12 protein-coding genes are annotated in these 16,887 nt (G+C 70.2%); 9 read left to right on the top strand and 3 right to left on the bottom strand.

Going from position 1 to position 16,887, the window contains the following annotated elements; translation table 11 throughout:
• Nucleotides 1-2: 2 nt before the first annotated feature.
• Both ACIQZN_RS23715 and ACIQZN_RS23720 read left to right on the top strand, forming a co-directional pair.
• Nucleotides 3-1,838, top strand: a complete 1,836-nt coding sequence (locus ACIQZN_RS23715) for an IucA/IucC family protein (RefSeq protein ID WP_403997282.1) — start codon at nucleotides 3-5, stop codon at nucleotides 1,836-1,838.
• 50 nt (nucleotides 1,839-1,888) lie between these two features.
• Nucleotides 1,889-3,859, top strand: a complete 1,971-nt coding sequence (locus ACIQZN_RS23720) for an ATP-dependent DNA helicase (protein WP_403997284.1) — start codon at nucleotides 1,889-1,891, stop codon at nucleotides 3,857-3,859.
• A 100-nt stretch (nucleotides 3,860-3,959) separates the two neighbouring features.
• On the opposite strand, the gene lexA is transcribed toward ACIQZN_RS23720, so the two are convergent.
• On the bottom strand, nucleotides 3,960-4,754 hold the full coding sequence (gene lexA, locus ACIQZN_RS23725) for a transcriptional repressor LexA (RefSeq protein ID WP_026171816.1): 795 nt from the start codon (nucleotides 4,752-4,754) through the stop codon (nucleotides 3,960-3,962).
• 516 nt (nucleotides 4,755-5,270) lie between these two features.
• Between lexA and nrdR the strand changes: the two genes are divergently transcribed.
• The gene (gene nrdR, locus ACIQZN_RS23730; RefSeq protein ID WP_328902755.1) at nucleotides 5,271-5,783 is read left to right on the top strand and encodes a transcriptional regulator NrdR; all 513 of its coding nucleotides are present in this window, start codon (nucleotides 5,271-5,273) and stop codon (nucleotides 5,781-5,783) included.
• A gap of 164 nt (nucleotides 5,784-5,947) precedes the next feature.
• The gene (locus ACIQZN_RS23735) at nucleotides 5,948-8,854 is read left to right on the top strand and encodes a vitamin B12-dependent ribonucleotide reductase (RefSeq protein WP_403997288.1); all 2,907 of its coding nucleotides are present in this window, start codon (nucleotides 5,948-5,950) and stop codon (nucleotides 8,852-8,854) included.
• Between the two features lie 66 nt (nucleotides 8,855-8,920).
• Here the strand turns inward: ACIQZN_RS23735 and ACIQZN_RS23740 are convergent, their stop codons facing one another.
• Nucleotides 8,921-9,457, bottom strand: a complete 537-nt coding sequence (locus ACIQZN_RS23740) for a TerD family protein (protein WP_403997291.1) — start codon at nucleotides 9,455-9,457, stop codon at nucleotides 8,921-8,923.
• A gap of 191 nt (nucleotides 9,458-9,648) precedes the next feature.
• Between ACIQZN_RS23740 and ACIQZN_RS23745 the strand changes: the two genes are divergently transcribed.
• From ACIQZN_RS23745 to ACIQZN_RS23760, 4 genes are all read left to right on the top strand, one after another.
• Nucleotides 9,649-10,254, top strand: coding sequence for a YdbC family protein (locus tag ACIQZN_RS23745; RefSeq protein ID WP_403997294.1), 606 nt, complete (start codon nucleotides 9,649-9,651; stop codon nucleotides 10,252-10,254).
• Between the two features lie 88 nt (nucleotides 10,255-10,342).
• On the top strand, nucleotides 10,343-11,002 hold the full coding sequence (locus tag ACIQZN_RS23750) for a histidine phosphatase family protein (protein ID WP_403997297.1): 660 nt from the start codon (nucleotides 10,343-10,345) through the stop codon (nucleotides 11,000-11,002).
• Between the two features lie 10 nt (nucleotides 11,003-11,012).
• Nucleotides 11,013-11,909, top strand: coding sequence for an ADP-ribosylglycohydrolase family protein (locus tag ACIQZN_RS23755; RefSeq protein WP_403997300.1), 897 nt, complete (start codon nucleotides 11,013-11,015; stop codon nucleotides 11,907-11,909).
• Between the two features lie 787 nt (nucleotides 11,910-12,696).
• Nucleotides 12,697-14,193 carry a DUF4153 domain-containing protein gene (locus tag ACIQZN_RS23760; RefSeq protein WP_403997603.1) on the top strand — a complete coding sequence of 499 codons (1,497 nt, stop codon included), beginning with the start codon at nucleotides 12,697-12,699 and terminating at the stop codon, nucleotides 14,191-14,193.
• A 129-nt stretch (nucleotides 14,194-14,322) separates the two neighbouring features.
• Here the strand turns inward: ACIQZN_RS23760 and ACIQZN_RS23765 are convergent, their stop codons facing one another.
• Nucleotides 14,323-15,876, bottom strand: a complete 1,554-nt coding sequence (locus ACIQZN_RS23765) for an MFS transporter (protein WP_403997303.1) — start codon at nucleotides 15,874-15,876, stop codon at nucleotides 14,323-14,325.
• A gap of 240 nt (nucleotides 15,877-16,116) precedes the next feature.
• Between ACIQZN_RS23765 and ACIQZN_RS23770 the strand changes: the two genes are divergently transcribed.
• Nucleotides 16,117-16,743, top strand: coding sequence for a TetR/AcrR family transcriptional regulator (locus tag ACIQZN_RS23770; protein WP_403997306.1), 627 nt, complete (start codon nucleotides 16,117-16,119; stop codon nucleotides 16,741-16,743).
• The last annotated feature ends 144 nt before the right edge of the window (nucleotides 16,744-16,887 follow it).

Raw genomic sequence — 16,887 nt, forward strand, 5'->3', positions numbered from 1 at the left:
CCGTGCCCACATACCCCGCGCACCACGACGCAACGGAGCCGCCCGCACCGCTCACCACCCCGGAGCTCAACCGGGACGCCTGGGACCGGGCCGCCTCCCGGATGCTCGCGAAGATGCTCGGTGAATTCGCCTACGAGGAAGTCATCGAGCCGGCTCCGCGAACCGCCGGCGGCAGCACGTACACCCTCCCGCTCGACGACGGCGGCAGCCTCTCCTTCACCGCCCGGCGCGGTGTGTACGGGAGCTGGCGCGTCGACCCCGCATCGATCCGCGCGGAAGGCCCCGACCCCGCGACGGGCAGCGTGCCCTTCCGCGATCCGCTGCTGTTCGTGACGCGGGCCCGCCGCCTCCTCGGCCTCGACGGCGCCACGCTCGGCCACCTCCTCCGCGAGCTGACGACCACGCTCGCCGCGGACGCCCGCCTCGACCACACCGCGCTCACCGCCGCCGAGCTCGCCGGACTCGGCTACGCGGAGCTGGAGGGCCACCAGACCGGGCACCCCTGGATCGTCGCCAACAAGGGACGGCTCGGCTTCTCCGCCACCGACGCCGCCCGCTACACCCCCGAGGCCCGCGAGCCCGTCCGGCTGCCCTGGCTCGCCGTCTCCCACCGGATCGCCGAGTACCGGGGCGTCCCCGCCCTTTCCACCCCGGACGAGCTCTACACCCAGGAGCTCGACCCGTCCGTCCGCGCGTCCTTCGCCGACAGCCTGCGCGCCCGCGACCTGGACCCGGACGGCTATCACTACCTGCCGGTCCACCCCTGGCAGTGGGACGAGTGGATCGTGCCCCTGTTCGCACCGGCCATCGCCGCCGGCGACATCGTGCCGCTGCCCGCCGACCCGGACGTACGGCTGCCGCAGCAGTCCATCCGTACCTTCGCCAACCTCGCACGGCCCGACCGGCACACGGTCAAGCTGCCGCTGTCGGTCCTCAACACCCTGGTCTGGCGCGGGCTGCCCACCGAGCGCACCATCGCCGCGCCCGCCGTCACCGGCTGGGTGCTGGGGCTGCGCGACAACGACCCGTTCCTGCGCGACACCTGCGGCGTGATCCTCCTCGGCGAGGTCGCCTCGGTCACCGTCGAGCACCCGCTGTACGACCACCTCCCCGAGGCGCCGTACCAGTTCAAGGAGATCCTCGGGGCGATCTGGCGCGAGCCGCTGCCGCCGCGCCTGGCACCGGGGGAGCGGGCCCGTACCCTCGCCTCCCTGCTCCACACCGACCCGGAGGGGCGCGCCTTCACCGCCGAGCTGGTCGAACGCTCCGGACTGGCGCCCACCGTCTGGCTGACCCGGCTCTTCGCCGCCCTGCTGCCGCCGCTGCTGCACTTCCTCTACCGCTACGGCACCGTCTTCTCCCCGCACGGCGAGAACGCGATCGTGGTCTTCGACGGGCAGGACGTGCCCGTGCGCCTCGCGATCAAGGATTTCGTGGACGACGTCAACGTGAGCGCGCAGCCGCTGCCCGAGCACGACACCATGCCGGCGGACGTGCGCCGCGTCCTGCTGACCGAGGAACCGGCCTTCCTCACCCAGTTCATCCACTCCGGGCTCTTCACCGGGGTCTTCAGGTTTCTCTCCCCGCTCTGCGAGGAACAGCTCGGCGTCCCCGAGGGCGAATTCTGGTCACTCGTCCGGGCGGAGATTTTGCGCCACCACGCCCGCTTCCCCGAGCTGAAGGAGCGGTTCGAGATGTTCGACATGCTCACCCCGCGCATCGACCGCCTCTGTCTGAACCGGAATCGCCTGCATCTGGACGGCTACCGCGACCGGCCCGTACGCCCGCACGCGGCGGTGCACGGCAGTGTGGCCAACCCGCTCCACCTCTCCGAGTGAGGCCGGGAGTGCCCGTCGATGTCAGTGGAGCCCCGTAGGCTGGCCGGGCTATGACGAAGCCATCCCTCCCCGAGCTCCTGAACGCCGCCGTGACCGCCGTCGGCGGTACGGAGAGGCCCGGCCAGGCCGCCATGGCCACCGCCGTCGCCGAGGCCGTAGACGACCAATCCCACCTGCTCGTCCAGGCCGGCACGGGGACGGGCAAGTCGCTCGGCTACCTGGTGCCGGCCCTGGCGCACGGCGAGCGCGTCGTCGTGGCCACGGCGACGCTGGCCCTCCAGCGCCAGCTCGTGGAACGCGATCTGCCGCGTACGGTCGACGCGCTGCATCCGCTGCTGCGCCGCCGCCCCCAGTTCGCCATGCTCAAGGGCCGGTCGAACTACCTCTGCCTGCACCGGCTCCACGAGGGCGTGCCGCAGGACGAGGAGGAGGGCCTGTTCGACCAGTTCGAGGCGGCGGCGCCGTCCAGCAAGCTCGGTCAGGACCTGCTGCGCATGCGCGACTGGGCCGACGAGACGGAGACCGGCGACCGGGACGACCTCACGCCCGGCGTCTCGGACCGGGCCTGGGCGCAGATCTCGGTCTCCTCGCGGGAGTGCCTGGGCGCGAGCAAATGCGCGTACGGGGCGGAGTGCTTCGCCGAGCAGGCCAGGGAGCGGGCCAAGCTCGCCGATGTGGTGGTCACCAACCACGCGCTCCTCGCGATCGACGCCATCGAGGGCGCCCCGGTCCTCCCGCAGCACGAGGTGCTGATCGTGGACGAGGCCCACGAGCTGGTCTCCCGGGTCACCGGTGTGGCCACCGGCGAGCTCACCCCCGGCCAGGTCAACCGCGCGGTGCGCCGTGCCGCGAAGCTGGTCAACGAGAAGGCGGCCGACGCGCTGCAGACCGCCTCCGAGGGCTTCGAGCGGGTCATGGAGCTGGCGCTCCCCGGCCGCCTGGAGGAGGTGCCGGAGGACCTGGGGTACGCGCTGATGGCCCTGCGGGACGCCGCGCGCACGGTGATCTCGGCGATCGGCGCCACGCGGGACAAGTCCGTCCAGGACGAGGACGCCGTCCGCAAGCAGGCGCTGGCCTCGGTGGAGTCCGTCCACGCCGTCGCCGAGCGCATCACGGAGGGCTCCGAGTACGACGTCGTCTGGTACGAGCGCCATGACCGGTTCGGGGCCTCGGTGCGGGTCGCCCCGCTCTCCGTCTCCGGGCTGCTGCGCGAGAAGCTGTTCGCCGAGCGCTCCGTCGTGCTCACCTCCGCCACGCTCAAGCTGGGCGGCGACTTCAACGGCGTGGGCGCCTCCCTGGGCCTCGCCCCGGAGGGCACGGCGGGCGAGGACGTCCCGCAGTGGAAGGGCCTCGACGTCGGCTCCCCGTTCGACTACCCGAAGCAGGGCATCCTGTACGTCGCGCGGCATCTGGCGACCCCCGGCCGCGAGGGTTCCCGCACGGACATGCTGGACGAGCTGTCCGAGCTCATCGAGGCGGCCGGCGGGCGCACGCTGGGGCTGTTCTCCTCCATGCGGGCGGCCAAGGCGGCGGCCGAGGAGCTGCGCGAGCGGCTGGACAAGCCGATTCTGCTCCAGGGCGAGGAGACCCTGGGCGAGCTGATCAAGAATTTCGCCGCCGACCCGGAGACCTGCCTCTTCGGCACCCTGTCGCTGTGGCAGGGCGTGGACGTCCCGGGGGCGAGCTGTCAGCTGGTGGTCATGGACAGGATTCCGTTCCCCCGGCCCGACGACCCGCTGATGAGCGCGCGCCAGAAGGCGGTCGAGGAGGCCGGGGGCAACGGCTTCATGGCGGTGGCGGCCACGCATGCCGCGCTGCTGATGGCTCAGGGCGCCGGCCGTCTCGTACGGGCCACGGGGGACAAGGGGGTCGTCGCGGTGCTCGACCCGCGCCTGGCCAACGCGCGCTACGGCAGCTATCTGCGGGCCTCGCTCCCCGATTTCTGGTACACCACCGACCGTAACCAGGCCCGCCGCTCGCTCGCCGCGATCGACGCGGCGGCCAAGGCGGACGGGCGATAGCCTCTCGGGGGCGTACGGACACGTACACGAAAAGGGGCCCCGGGTCCGGCGCGAAGCCGGACCCGGGGCCCCTTCTCCCAGAGAGCGTGAGGTGCGGGTCTCAGACCCTGCGCAGCACCGCGACGACCTTGCCGAGGATCGTCGCCTCGTCGCCGGGGATCGGCTGGTACGCGGCGTTGTGCGGGAGCAGCCAGACATGGCCGTCCTCGCGCTTGAAGCGTTTCACCGTGGCCTCGCCGTCCAGCATCGCGGCCACGATGTCGCCGTTCTCCGCGACGGGCTGGCGGCGCACGGTGACCCAGTCGCCGTCACAGATCGCCGCCTCGATCATCGAGTCACCGACGACCTTGAGGACGAAGAGCTCGCCGTCACCCACCAGCTGGCGGGGGAGCGGGAAGACGTCCTCGACGGACTCCTCGGCGAGGATCGGCCCACCGGCGGCGATCCGGCCCACCAGCGGCACGTACGAGGCGGCGGGCTTGCCCGTGGTGTCGGTCGGCTGCGTGCTCGGCTGGTCCGAGCCGCGTACCTCGTATGCCCGGGGGCGGTGCGGGTCGCGGCGCAGGAAGCCCTTGCGCTCCAGCGCCATCAGCTGATGGGCGACGGAGGAGGTGCTGGAGAGGCCCACCGCCTGACCGATCTCCCGCATCGACGGCGGATAGCCGCGCCGCTGCACGGAATCCCGGATGACCTCGATCACCCGCCGCTGCCGGTCCGTGAGCCCCGAGCTGTCCGCCCGGATTCCGGGAGGTCGTCCGGGAAGCGAGCGCGCTGGGCGCCCGGGCTCCGGGCCCTCCGTGTTCGTGACTGAGTCATTCATGGCATGCACCGGCTCGAGTCGGCTCTGGGAGCGGTCCTGGGCAGTGATGATGGCACTGTCTGCGGTGGTGGTCACGTCGGCGGCCCCTCTCGAATGGTCTCCCTGGCTGCACAACGGTAGTAGCTTTCGAAAGGTTGCGCCAAACACACGTTCGAGTGAAAAACGAATAAAAGACTGTCGGGGCTTCACCGCCGGGTGTATGAGGCTGCCTACAGTGCGCGACGAGCGGGTGCCCTCGGGGGTGGCGCCGCTCGCCCCGGCGGTCCTCGCGGCCGCCACTGGACCGTAACGCGGCGCCCCGTGCGGGGCCGTCGTGGGGTGGTTGCCCGGTCGTCCGCCGTCCGGGCGCTTCCCGTACCCTCTTGGTCGGCCTTACGCTGCCTTCCGGCCGCCCTCCGGCGCGACACGCGCGTAGGGCCGATTGCGCGGCCGGACCCAAGATCTAGTGGTTGGATACTTCCGACCGCCCCGAATGTAGTGGTCCCCCGTCTATCGGGGGTGCGGTCATCGCCTATGCTTGAGACCGCTTCGAGGGCCCTGACGGGGCCTGAAGAGGCTATTCAGTCGTGCTGTGAAGGAGGGTTGGGAGCCATGCACTGCCCCTTCTGCAGGCACCCCGACAGCCGGGTCGTCGACAGTCGCACCACCGACGACGGGACCTCGATCCGCCGGCGCCGCCAGTGTCCCGACTGCTCCCGCCGCTTCACCACGGTGGAGACCTGTTCACTCATGGTGGTCAAGCGCAGCGGGGTCACCGAGCCCTTCAGCCGCACCAAGGTCATCTCGGGTGTGCGCAAGGCGTGTCAGGGGCGGCCCGTCACCGAGGACGCCCTCGCCAAGCTCGGCCAGCGGGTCGAGGAGGCGGTGCGCGCGACCGGCAGCGCCGAGCTGACCACTCACGACGTGGGCCTGGCCATCCTCGGCCCCCTGCAGGAACTCGACCTCGTCGCCTACCTGCGCTTCGCGTCCGTGTACCGGGCGTTCGACAGCCTCGAAGACTTCGAGGCCGCCATCACGGAACTCCGTGAGCGGCGGCCCCGCGCGGAATCATGCGGGAGTGGCGAGACCCTTGAGGTCCCCGCCCCCGCCGTCGCCGCCGACTGAGCGGCAGCCGCCGACCGCGCCGATCCGGGGATCGCGCGGGCCGGCACCTGGACCTTGCTCCGGGCGACGTATGACGAATGCGGCGGCCGAAGCATCAGACACACACTGTGCCCGGGGAAGTTCTCGGCACTTCAGGGCGTTTTTGCCCACATATGGGAGGCGGCATGACAGAGACGGCGAGCGGCCCGGCACGAGGTTCCCGCAACAAGGGGACCAAGTCGACTGCGTCCAAGCAGGGCCTGCGTATCGAGCGCATCCACACCACCCCCGGCGTGCATCCGTACGACGAGGTGACTTGGGAGCGCCGTGACGTCGTCATGACCAACTGGCGCGACGGCTCGATCAACTTCGAGCAGCGTGGCGTCGAGTTCCCCGACTTCTGGTCGGTGAACGCGGTCAACATCGTCACCAGTAAGTACTTCCGGGGCGCCGTGGGCACCCCGCAGCGCGAGACCGGTCTGCGGCAGCTGATCGACCGGATCGTCAAGACGTACCGGAAGGCCGGCGAGGACTACCAGTACTTCGCCTCCCCCGCCGACGCGGAGATCTTCGAGCACGAGCTGGCGTACGCCCTCCTGCACCAGATCTTCAGCTTCAACTCCCCGGTGTGGTTCAACGTCGGCACGCCGCAGCCGCAGCAGGTCTCCGCCTGCTTCATCCTCGCCGTCGACGACTCCATGGAGTCGATCCTCGACTGGTACAAGGAAGAGGGCATGATCTTCAAGGGCGGCTCCGGGGCCGGCCTGAACCTCTCCCGTATCCGTTCCTCCAAGGAACTCCTCTCCTCCGGCGGCAACGCCTCCGGTCCCGTCTCCTTCATGCGGGGCGCCGACGCCTCCGCCGGAACGATCAAGTCCGGTGGCGCCACCCGCCGTGCGGCCAAGATGGTCATCCTCGACGTCGACCACCCCGACATCGAGAACTTCATCGAGACCAAGGTGAAGGAGGAGGAGAAGATCCGCGCCCTGCGCGACGCGGGCTTCGACATGGACCTGGGCGGCGACGACATCACGTCCGTCCAGTACCAGAACGCCAACAACTCGGTCCGCGTGAACGACGAGTTCATGAAGGCCGTCGAGTCCGGCGGCAAGTTCGGGCTGCGCGCCCGGATGACCGGCGACGTCATCGAAGAGGTCGAGGCCAAGTCCCTCTTCCGCAAGATGGCCGAGGCCGCCTGGGCCTGCGCCGACCCGGGCATCCAGTACGACGACACGATCAACCACTGGCACACCTGCCCCGAGTCCGGCCGCATCAACGGCTCGAACCCGTGCAGCGAGTACATGCACCTGGACAACACCTCGTGCAACCTCGCCTCGCTGAACCTGATGAAGTTCCTCAAGGACGACGGCAAGGGCAAGCAGTCCTTCGAGTCCGAGCGCTTCGCCAAGGTCGTCGAGCTGGTCATCACCGCGATGGACATCTCCATCTGCTTCGCCGACTTCCCGACCGAGAAGATCGGCGAGAACACCCGCGCGTTCCGCCAGCTCGGCATCGGCTACGCCAACCTCGGCGCCCTGCTGATGGCGACCGGCCACGCGTACGACAGCGACGGCGGCCGCGCGCTCGCCGGCGCCATCACCTCGCTGATGACCGGCACCTCGTACAAGCGCTCCGCCGAGCTGGCCGCCGTCGTCGGCCCGTACGACGGCTACGCCCGCAACGCCGAGCCGCACCAGCGCGTCATGAAGCAGCACGCCGACGCCAACGCCGTGGCCGTGCACGCCGACGACCTGGACAACCCGATCTGGGCCGCCGCGACCGAGGCGTGGCAGGACGTGATCCGGCTCGGCGCGAAGAACGGTTTCCGTAACGCGCAGGCGTCGGTCATCGCGCCCACCGGCACCATCGGTCTCGCCATGTCCTGCGACACCACCGGTCTCGAGCCCGACCTCGCCCTGGTCAAGTTCAAGAAGCTCGTCGGCGGCGGCTCGATGCAGATCGTCAACGGCACCGTCCCGCAGGCCCTGCGCCGCCTGGGCTACCAGGAGGAGCAGATCGAGGCGATCGTCGCCCACATCGCCGAGCACGGCAATGTGATCGACGCCCCCGGCCTGAAGACCGAGCACTACGAGGTCTTCGACTGCGCGATGGGCGAGCGGTCCATCTCCGCGATGGGCCACGTGCGCATGATGGCGGCCATCCAGCCGTGGATCTCCGGCGCGCTCTCCAAGACGGTGAACCTGCCGGAGACGGCCACCGTCGAGGACGTCGAGGAGGTCTATTTCGAGGCGTGGAAGATGGGCGTCAAGGCGCTCGCGATCTACCGCGACAACTGCAAGGTCGGCCAGCCCCTCTCCGCCAAGACCAAGGAGAAGGAGAAGGAGGCCGTCACGGCCAAGGCCGAGGACACCATCCGCACCGCGGTCGAGAAGGTCGTCGAGTACCGCCCGGTCCGCAAGCGTCTGCCCAAGGGCCGGCCCGGCATCACCACCTCCTTCACGGTGGGCGGCGCCGAGGGTTACATGACGGCCAACTCCTACCCGGACGACGGCCTGGGCGAGGTCTTCCTGAAGATGTCCAAGCAGGGCTCGACCCTCGCGGGCATGATGGACGCCTTCTCCATCGCGGTCTCGGTCGGTCTGCAGTACGGCGTCCCGCTGGAGACGTACGTCTCGAAGTTCACCAACATGCGCTTCGAGCCGGCCGGCATGACGGACGACCCGGACGTGCGGATGGCGCAGTCGATCGTGGACTACATCTTCCGCCGCCTGGCGCTCGACTTCCTGCCCTTCGAGACCCGCTCGGCCCTCGGCATCCACTCCGCCGAGGAGCGTCAGCGCCACCTCGACACCGGTTCCTACGAGCCGACGTTCGAGGAGGAGCAGCTGGAGGCCGAGAGTCTGGCCCAGACCGCCCCCGTGCGGCAGCCGGAGCCGCTGAAGGCCGTGGCCCCGGTGCAGGAGGCCGGCACGCCGGCCCCGAAGACGGCGCACACCTCGGCCGAGCTGGTCGAGATGCAGCTCGGCATCAGCGCGGACGCCCCGCTCTGCTTCTCCTGCGGTACGAAGATGCAGCGCGCCGGCTCCTGCTACATCTGCGAGGGCTGCGGCTCCACCAGCGGTTGCAGCTGATCGTTGAACGGTGAGTGCGGGCAGGTCCTCCCCGGAGGCCCTGCCCGCACTGCTGTTACGTGGCGCCTAGGCGCCGAACGCACGGCCGCCCATCGCCGCCGCGAACTCCTCGGGGTCGCCGTCGAAGCCCCGGACGGTGCCGTGGAAGTGCCAGCCGCCGGACTCGTCCCGTACGAATTCGGCCACGACGGCCGCGGTGGCGCCCCGCACCGCGGAGAAGTCGTCCTCCGCGAGCGTCGTGTAGCCCTCGCGGACCTGGACCCCGGTGTGCTCTATGGCGCCGAACGTCTTGCGCCCGTCGCGCTGCTGGATGGCGACGCCGACGACGACCCGGGCATAGGCGTCGGACAGCCGGTTCAGTTCCAGCGTCATCACCTCGTCGTAGCCGAGGCCCTGACCCGTCCTGCTGTCCCGGTCGAGGGTGATCGTGCCGTCGGGCGCCCGGCTGTCGAAGTGGACGAGGTACGCGGGACTGCCGTACGGCTCGTCGGCGGGGTAGGTCGCCGCGATGATGTCGAGGTCGTTGGGAGCCTCGCCCTGGTCGCTGGGGTCCCACTTGATCCGCACCTCGACCTTGTCGAGATCCTTGTTGGGAGTGCTCATCGGACTTCCCTCCTGCGCGCGGGGACGACGCTCCGGTACCGTCCCCCGATCATGTCCGCAACGCGCCCCCGAACCAACCCGATTGGGGACGAGCGGCTGAAACGGGCCAGGATCGGGCGGGAGACGGCCGGTTCCGGTGGACTCCGTGGGAGCGTGACCCACGCCACGCCCGACCGCCGTACGATGGCGCCGTGCTGGTCAAGTGGATTCGCTGCAGTGTGTCGGACCGTCGGGGATTCGAACAGGGGCAGCGGAAGTGGGCGGGGCTGCTGGGTGAGCCGGGGTTCAGGGGGCAGGGCGGCGGCTGGAGCCGCGTCCGGCCGGAGGTGGCGCACGTCTTCGCCTTCTGGGAGAACCGGGTCTTCTACGACTCCTTCATGGCGCGCGGCCACGACGCACTGGCCGCGGCGCAGTCCGGCACGTACCAGGACCTCCAGGTCAAGCTCTTCGAGTACCGCTTCGACGTGAAGACCGGATTCGAGCCCCGCTTCACGGACGCGGATGTGCTCAGGGTGGCCCACAGCCGGGTTCACGAGGACCGGGTCGAACACTTCGCGCTGATGCAGCAGCGGGTGTGGAACCCGGCGATGGCGGGATCACCGGGGATGCTGCGGGGGGTCTTCGGCGAGGCGCCCGGGCACGAGTTCCTGGTCCTGTCGATGTGGCAGTCCAGCGCGGAACGCGGCAAATACCGGCCGGGCAGCGTGGACCGGCTCTCGCAGCGCGCGGGTACGGAGGAGGACGTGGCGGCACTCGCCGGCGACGTGGTGCAGCTTGAACCGTCCTGGACGGTGTGACGTACCCGAGCGGGGGTACGGCGGCGACATGCACCGACGATTTCCGGACAGGTGCTCGAACGGCGACGACTCGATCTAGTGTCGTCGTATGGCACGACCGCAACGAATCGTTCTTGTCCGCCACGGTGAGTCCGAGGGCAACGCCGACGACACCGTGTACGAGCGCGAACCCGACCACGCGCTGAGGCTCACCCCCACCGGGCTGCGCCAGGCCCACGAGACGGGGGAGCGATTGCGCGGGCTGTTCGGGGACGAGCGGGTCAGCGTGTACGTCTCTCCCTACCGGCGCACCCACGAGACGTTCGCATCCCTCGGCCTGGACGCCGGGCGGGTACGGGTCCGCGAGGAGCCCCGGCTGCGCGAGCAGGACTGGGGGAACTGGCAGGACCGCGACGACGTCAGGCTGCAGAAGGCCTACCGGGACGCCTACGGGCACTTCTTCTACCGCTTCGCGCAGGGCGAGTCCGGTGCGGATGTGTACGACCGGGTCGGCGCCTTCCTGGAGAGCCTGCACCGCAGCTTCGAGGCCCCGGACCACCCGCCGAACGTCCTGCTGGTCACCCACGGTCTGACCATGCGGCTCTTCTGCATGCGCTGGTTCCACTGGACCGTGGCCGAATTCGAGTCGCTTTCCAACCCCGGAAACGGGGAGTCGCGGACGCTGGTGCTCGGCAAGGACGGGCGGTACACGCTCGACCGGCCCTTCGCGCGCTGGCGTACTCCTGAGCCCTACGGCATCTCCGGATAGAGTGGAAGCGATGACCGAATCCGCTTCCGACCAGCGCCTCGAACGCACCCTGGCCAGCCTGCGCGGCCTGTCCGTGGGAGACGCCCTGGGCTCCCAGTTCTTCGTGCCCGCCAACTATCCGCTCCTGAAGGACCGAGCCCTCCCGGCCGGGCCCTGGCAGTGGACCGACGACACGGAGATGGCCTGCTCCGTCGTGGCCGTACTCCAGCAGCACGACCGCATCGACCAGGACGCCCTGGCCCGGTCCTTCGCGCACCACCACGACTTCGACCGGGGATACGGCCCGGCCGTGAACCGCATGCTGCGCCTGGTCCGCGAAGGCGGCGACTGGCGCGAGCTCGCCTCCTCCCTGTTCAACGGACAGGGCTCCTGGGGCAACGGCTCCTCGATGCGTATCGCGCCGCTCGGCGCCTGGTACGCGGACGACCCGGAGCAGGCCACGCACCAGGCGGAGATCTCCTCGTACACCACGCACCAGCACCGGGAGGCCGTCGTGGGCGCGATGGCCGTCGCGGCGGCCGCGGCTCTCGTCGCCTCACCGGCCGGGCCGCCCGCTCCGGAGGACCTGCTGGACGGTGTCGTCGCGCTCGTCCCGCGCAGCGCCGTCGGTGCAGGGCTGCGGCGGGCCCGGGACATGCTCGACTACAAGGACGCGGGCACCGTCGCGGCGGTCCTCGGCAACGGACGCCGCACCAGCGCGCACGACACCGTCCCCTTCGCCCTGTGGTCGGCGGCGCGGAGCCTCGGCGACTTCGAGGAGGCGTTCTGGGTGACGGCCCAGGCCGGCGGCGATGTCGACACCACCTGCGCCATCGTCGGCGGCGTGATCGCGGCAAGCACTGCGGGCGCCCCTCCCGCGCACTGGACGGCCCGGACGGAACCCCTGCCGGACTGGATGTCCCGCTAGCCGACGCGGCAGGTGCGGCCGCGCGGCGGACCGGCACTTCAAGTGTCACGGTCCTGCCACAGCACGCCCTCGCACGGCTGGCGGCCGTGACGCGGGGTTACTCTTTCGGCCACGCCGCCCTCGGTGATCATGACGACGGGTGCGCACCGAACGAGACGCCGGGGGGCCGCGCGCTGCCCAGGGCTCGCGTGAGCGGACCCCGGTGGGGAGGGGTCCCGTGTCCGAAACACCGCCAGATTCACCCCGGCCCGAGCCCGCGCCGGACAAGCCCACCTCACCCCGGCCTTCGCCGGACGAGGGCGTTCCCGGGGAGGCCGGCAGCGGGCAGGCCGAGCCGAAGCGGGGCGTTCCCGGGGAGGCCGGCAGCGGGCAGGGCGCGCCGGGAACTGCTGCCCCCGAGCAGGCCGGCAACGGGCAGGCCGCACCGAGTCTGGGCGTCCCCGGGCAGACCGGCAGCGGGCAGGCCGAGCCGAAGCAGGGTGTTCCTGGGGAGGCCGACAGCGCGCAGGCCGCGCCGAAGCAGGGTGTTCCCAGGGAGGCCGACAGCGGGCAGGCCAGCAGCAGGCAGACCGCGCCCGGAACCGCCGTCCCGGGGGCACGGGGCGAGCAGATATCCGTGCCGGCCGGCGCCTCCGCGGCCGGAGGCAGGGGCGAGGCGGGAGGCGGTACGGCGTCGATGCCCGAGCCACCCAAGATCCCCGCCTACGCGGCGCAGCGCCCCGGCGGACAGAGGCCGCCGAGCCCCTGGGGCCCGCCACAGCCCTCGGTCACGAAGCGGCTCCGAGCCGTGAAGCCCGGGCCCGTCCAGACCGGCACCCTCTGGGCCACCCTCGCGACGACCCTGCTCAGCATGGCTCTGCTGGGCGACGGCATCGGGCTGAACCTGCTCATCGTGGCGCTGCCCGCTTCCGCCGGCGCGTACATGTCCGCCAGGGCGGCAGGCCGCACGCTCCGCCCCTGGACCGCCGTGTGGGCGATCGGCGGGCTGGCGCTCCTGGTCGTCCCCGCGCTCCGGGACGCCGGCTGGCCGATCTTCCTCGCGATGGTCTCCGCGCTGGCACTCGGGTCGCTGGCGCTGCACGGCAGCCGAAGCTGGCTCGGCGTGTTCCTGGGTTCCCTGGGTGTGTTCACCTCCGTGTTCGAATCGTTGGGCTGGGGGGTCCGGGGTGTGCGCGAGCGCATGTCGGGGTCCCGGGGCCGGTTCGGTGTCGTGTTCCGGTCCGTGGCCGTGGCCATCGTCCTGGTCATCGTGTTCGGCGCGCTCTTCGCGAGTGCCGACGCCGCCTTCGCGGACCTGCTGGGCAACCTGACCCCGGACGTGTCGGTCGGTGACGGTCCATGGCGGATCTTCCTGGGCCTCCTCGGTCTGGTCGGTGCCCTCGCCGCTGCCTACACCGCAGCCGCTCCGGTCCGCTGGGACGGGGTGACCGTACGACCGGGCAAGGCGCGCGGGCGGTTGGAGTGGGCCCTTCCGCTGATCGTTCTGAACCTTCTCTTCGCTGCGTTCCTCACCATCCAGCTCACGGTGCTGCTCGGCGGATACGACAAGGTGATGGCCGAGACGGATCTCAGCTACTCCGAATACGCCCGCCAGGGCTTCTGGCAACTGCTCTGGGCCACGGTGCTCACGCTCGGCGTCATCGCGCTCGCGCTTCGCTGGGCCCCGCGCGGCGGCACCCGCGACCGCACTCTCGTCCGCTGTGTGCTCGGCACCCTGTGCTTCCTCACCCTCGTCGTGGTCGCCTCGGCCCTACGGCGTATGGACCTCTACGTCGACGCGTACGGCCTGACCAGGCTGCGGATCTCCGTCGCCGCCGTGGAACTCTGGCTCGGCGTGGTCCTCGTGCTGATCATGGCGGCCGGAGTGTTCGGCCCCCGCCTGCTGCCGCGTGCCGTCGCGGTCAGCGCGGCCGTCGGCGTACTGGCCTTCGGTCTCGTCTCGCCCGACGGGCTCATCGCCGAGCAGAACGTCCAGCGATACCGCAACGATCACTCGATCGACATCGAGTACCTCAAGGGCCTGTCGGCCGACGCCGTACCCGCTCTGGACACCCTTCCCGAACCCCTCCGCTCCTGCGCGCTGCAGGACATCCAGCGCACGCTTCGCAACTCCGACGACCCTTGGTACGCGACGAGTTGGGGCGAAGCTCGAGCCCGCGACATCCTCGGCGACTGGGACCCCGGCTACCGTGCACTCGACTGCCGGGGGCTGAGCACGGGCGACAACGGCGACGAGCGCGGCGGCGGGACGGACGACGTCTACGACCCGTACGACCCCTACTGATCAACTTGTAAGTGGGTGTCTGCGGGCTGCCGTCCGTAGCTCCGCCTACGTCCATCGCGCGGGCCGTTCCTCAGGCGAGGACGGCCCGCAGCGAGCCTTCCCCTCCTTTTCGCTCGACATCCCCGCGGTTCAGGCTGCCGGCCCTCCGGCAGCGGCCTTGCCGCTCAGGGCGTCCAGGTCGCTCTTGCGTACCCGGATGATCAGCAGGGCGGTCAGCAGGGCGAGCGAGGCCATGGCCACCGCGGCGAGAAAGGCGGTGGATATGCCTTGGGCGAGCACCGCGTGGCCCCAGCCGCCCGGCAGCTCGCCGCTCTTGGCGAACTGCGCCTTCTGTTCCGGTGACCCCTGGGCCAGGAAGGCGGGCACTTGCTTCTCCGCCTCGTTGCGACTGGCGGTTCCGAAGACCGTGACCAGGATGGACAGCCCCAGCGAACCGCCCACCTGCTGGCTCGCGTTGAGCAGACTCGAAGCCGCACCTGCTTCCTGCTGGGCGACTCCGGAGACCGCCGTCAGCGTGAGAGTCACGAAGTTGAGCCCCATGCCGAAGCTGAATACCAGCATCGGACCGAGTACTCCGGACAGGTAGGAGCTGTCGGGGGAGATGAAGGTGAGCCAGAAGAGCCCCACTCCGGCGAGTGCCGAACCGGTGATCATGAATGGCTTCGGCCCCAGAACCGGGAGGAACCGCTGCGAGAGTCCCGCTCCGACAATGATCGAGACGGTAACGGGTAGGAAGGCCAGGCCGGACTCGATGGGGCTGTAGGACAGGACGTTCTGCACGAACAGCACGATGAAGAAGAACATGCCGAACATGGCCGCGACCAGGCTGAGCATGATCACGTACGTCCCTGAGCGGTTGCGGTCGGCGAACATCCGCAGGGGTGTGATCGGCTCCTTGGCCCTCATCTCCACGAGTACGAAGGCAGCCAACAGCAGCACCGCCGCTCCGAACGACGCCAGCGTGAGCGAGTCCCGCCAGCCCTCCTCGGAGGCCCGGATGAATCCGTAGACCAGGGAGGCCATGCCGAGCGTCGAAGTCAGGGCACCCGCTATGTCGAAACGGCCCGAGTGCCGGTCGGACTCGTTGATATACATCGGAGCCAGGACCGCGATCAGGACGCCGATCGGCACATTGACGAAGAAGACCCAGCGCCAGTCCAGCCACTCGGTGAGCATCCCGCCCGCCAGCAGCCCGATGGCGCCGCCACCGGCGGACACCGCGGCGAAGACGCCGAACGCGCGGTTGCGCTCGGGACCCTCGGAAAATGTCGTGGTGATGAGCGCGAGCGAAGTCGGCGAGGCGATCGCGCCCCCTATGCCCTGCAGCGCGCGGGCCGTGAGCAACTGCCAAGGCTCCTGGGCGAATCCACCGAGGAGCGAGGCGAGAGTGAAGACGAGGATGCCGGCCATGAACACCCGGCGGCGGCCGAGGATGTCTCCGGCGCGGCCGCCGAGCAGGAGCAGGCCGCCGAAGGTGAGCGTGTAGGCGCTGAGGACCCAGGACAGATCCGTGGTCGAGAAACTCAGGGCTTCCTGGATGTGCGGGAGTGCGATGTTGACGATTGTGGAGTCGAGCACAACCATCAACTGACAAGCGGCGATGACGGCCAGGGCAATCCCAGGGCGGCCTTGCCGACGTGCCGCGCCCGGTGTGCTTCGTGCGTCTAACTGAGAGGTCGTCACTGGAGTTCCCCCACAAAAGAATTAGTGAACGGCTCCGTTCACTGTTCCGTCAACGTTACTGAGTCCCCTCCAAGGAACGCAAGCGTTCACTGGATCTTCGTTGTCGGAAATTTCCGGAGCCGTCGACTCCGGTCGGGAGCTGCTCGATCCCGCGCCGCCCCTTCCGCTTCCGTGTCTGTCCGGCCTCGATTCCGGGAGATTCACGGAGGCGAACCGAATCTGTTCGATGGAGAGAAGCACATGGTCACTTCGCGATCGGCCGCCCCCGCTCGGCAGCCGGTGGTGTCCCTGCGCCGACGGGGATCCGTGCTGGAACGCGCGATCCTCGAAGCGGCGCTGGAAGCCCTGAGCACGGTGGGCTGGAACGGCCTGACGATGGAAGGCGTGGCCGCCGGCGCCCAGACGGGAAAGGCGGCGATCTACCGGCGCTGGTCCTCCAAGGAGGAGCTGGTCGCAGAGGCGCTGCGCAGCGCGATGCCGTCCCTGGGCCGGGCCCCGGACTCGGGCAACGTCCGCGACGACCTCTATCAGCTGTGCCGGGGCATGCGTGACGCGATGCTGTCCACCTCCGGTTCCGCCCTGCGCTCGGTCATTCACGAATGCGATGCGGGGACGGCCGAACGCTTCCAGTCGGTGATCCTCGACGGCGTGATCCGGCCATCCACCGACCTCATCAGGGAAGTGGTGGGCCGAGGTGTCGAGCGAGGCGAGGTCCGTCCAGGGGCCATGACGGAGCTGGCCTTCGACGTCATTCCCGCGCTGATGATGTACCGCACCAAGGTGGGCGGCAGCGAGTGGGATGACGCGGAGATCGAGGCGCTCATCGATCAGGTCGCCGTGCCGTTCTTCCGCTCCGGCTCTCACTGAGGGCCCTGCCCGGAGCCGTGGGGGGGGGGGGGGGCCCCCCCCCCCCCCCCCCCGGGGGCCCCCCCCCGGGGGGCCCCGGGGGGTTTTTGGGCCCCCACGCCCGAGAGCCGCAAAAACCCAACCGCTCCAAAAACCACACCCAAC

The sequence above is a fragment of the Streptomyces sp. NPDC097595 genome (assembly GCF_044761525.1).
GTDB classification, from domain to species: Bacteria; Actinomycetota; Actinomycetes; order Streptomycetales; family Streptomycetaceae; genus Streptomyces; species Streptomyces drozdowiczii_A.

Coding starts and splice junctions, on each gene's coding strand:
- nrdR (WP_328902755.1), top strand. CDS start 5,271: ATGCACTGCCCCTTCTGCAGGCACCCCGACAGCCGGGTCGTCGACAGT.
- ACIQZN_RS23735 (WP_403997288.1), top strand. CDS start 5,948: ATGACAGAGACGGCGAGCGGCCCGGCACGAGGTTCCCGCAACAAGGGG.
- ACIQZN_RS23755 (WP_403997300.1), top strand. CDS start 11,013: ATGACCGAATCCGCTTCCGACCAGCGCCTCGAACGCACCCTGGCCAGC.
- ACIQZN_RS23740 (WP_403997291.1), bottom strand. CDS start 9,457: ATGAGCACTCCCAACAAGGATCTCGACAAGGTCGAGGTGCGGATCAAG.
- ACIQZN_RS23770 (WP_403997306.1), top strand. CDS start 16,117: ATGGTCACTTCGCGATCGGCCGCCCCCGCTCGGCAGCCGGTGGTGTCC.
- ACIQZN_RS23720 (WP_403997284.1), top strand. CDS start 1,889: ATGACGAAGCCATCCCTCCCCGAGCTCCTGAACGCCGCCGTGACCGCC.
- ACIQZN_RS23750 (WP_403997297.1), top strand. CDS start 10,343: ATGGCACGACCGCAACGAATCGTTCTTGTCCGCCACGGTGAGTCCGAG.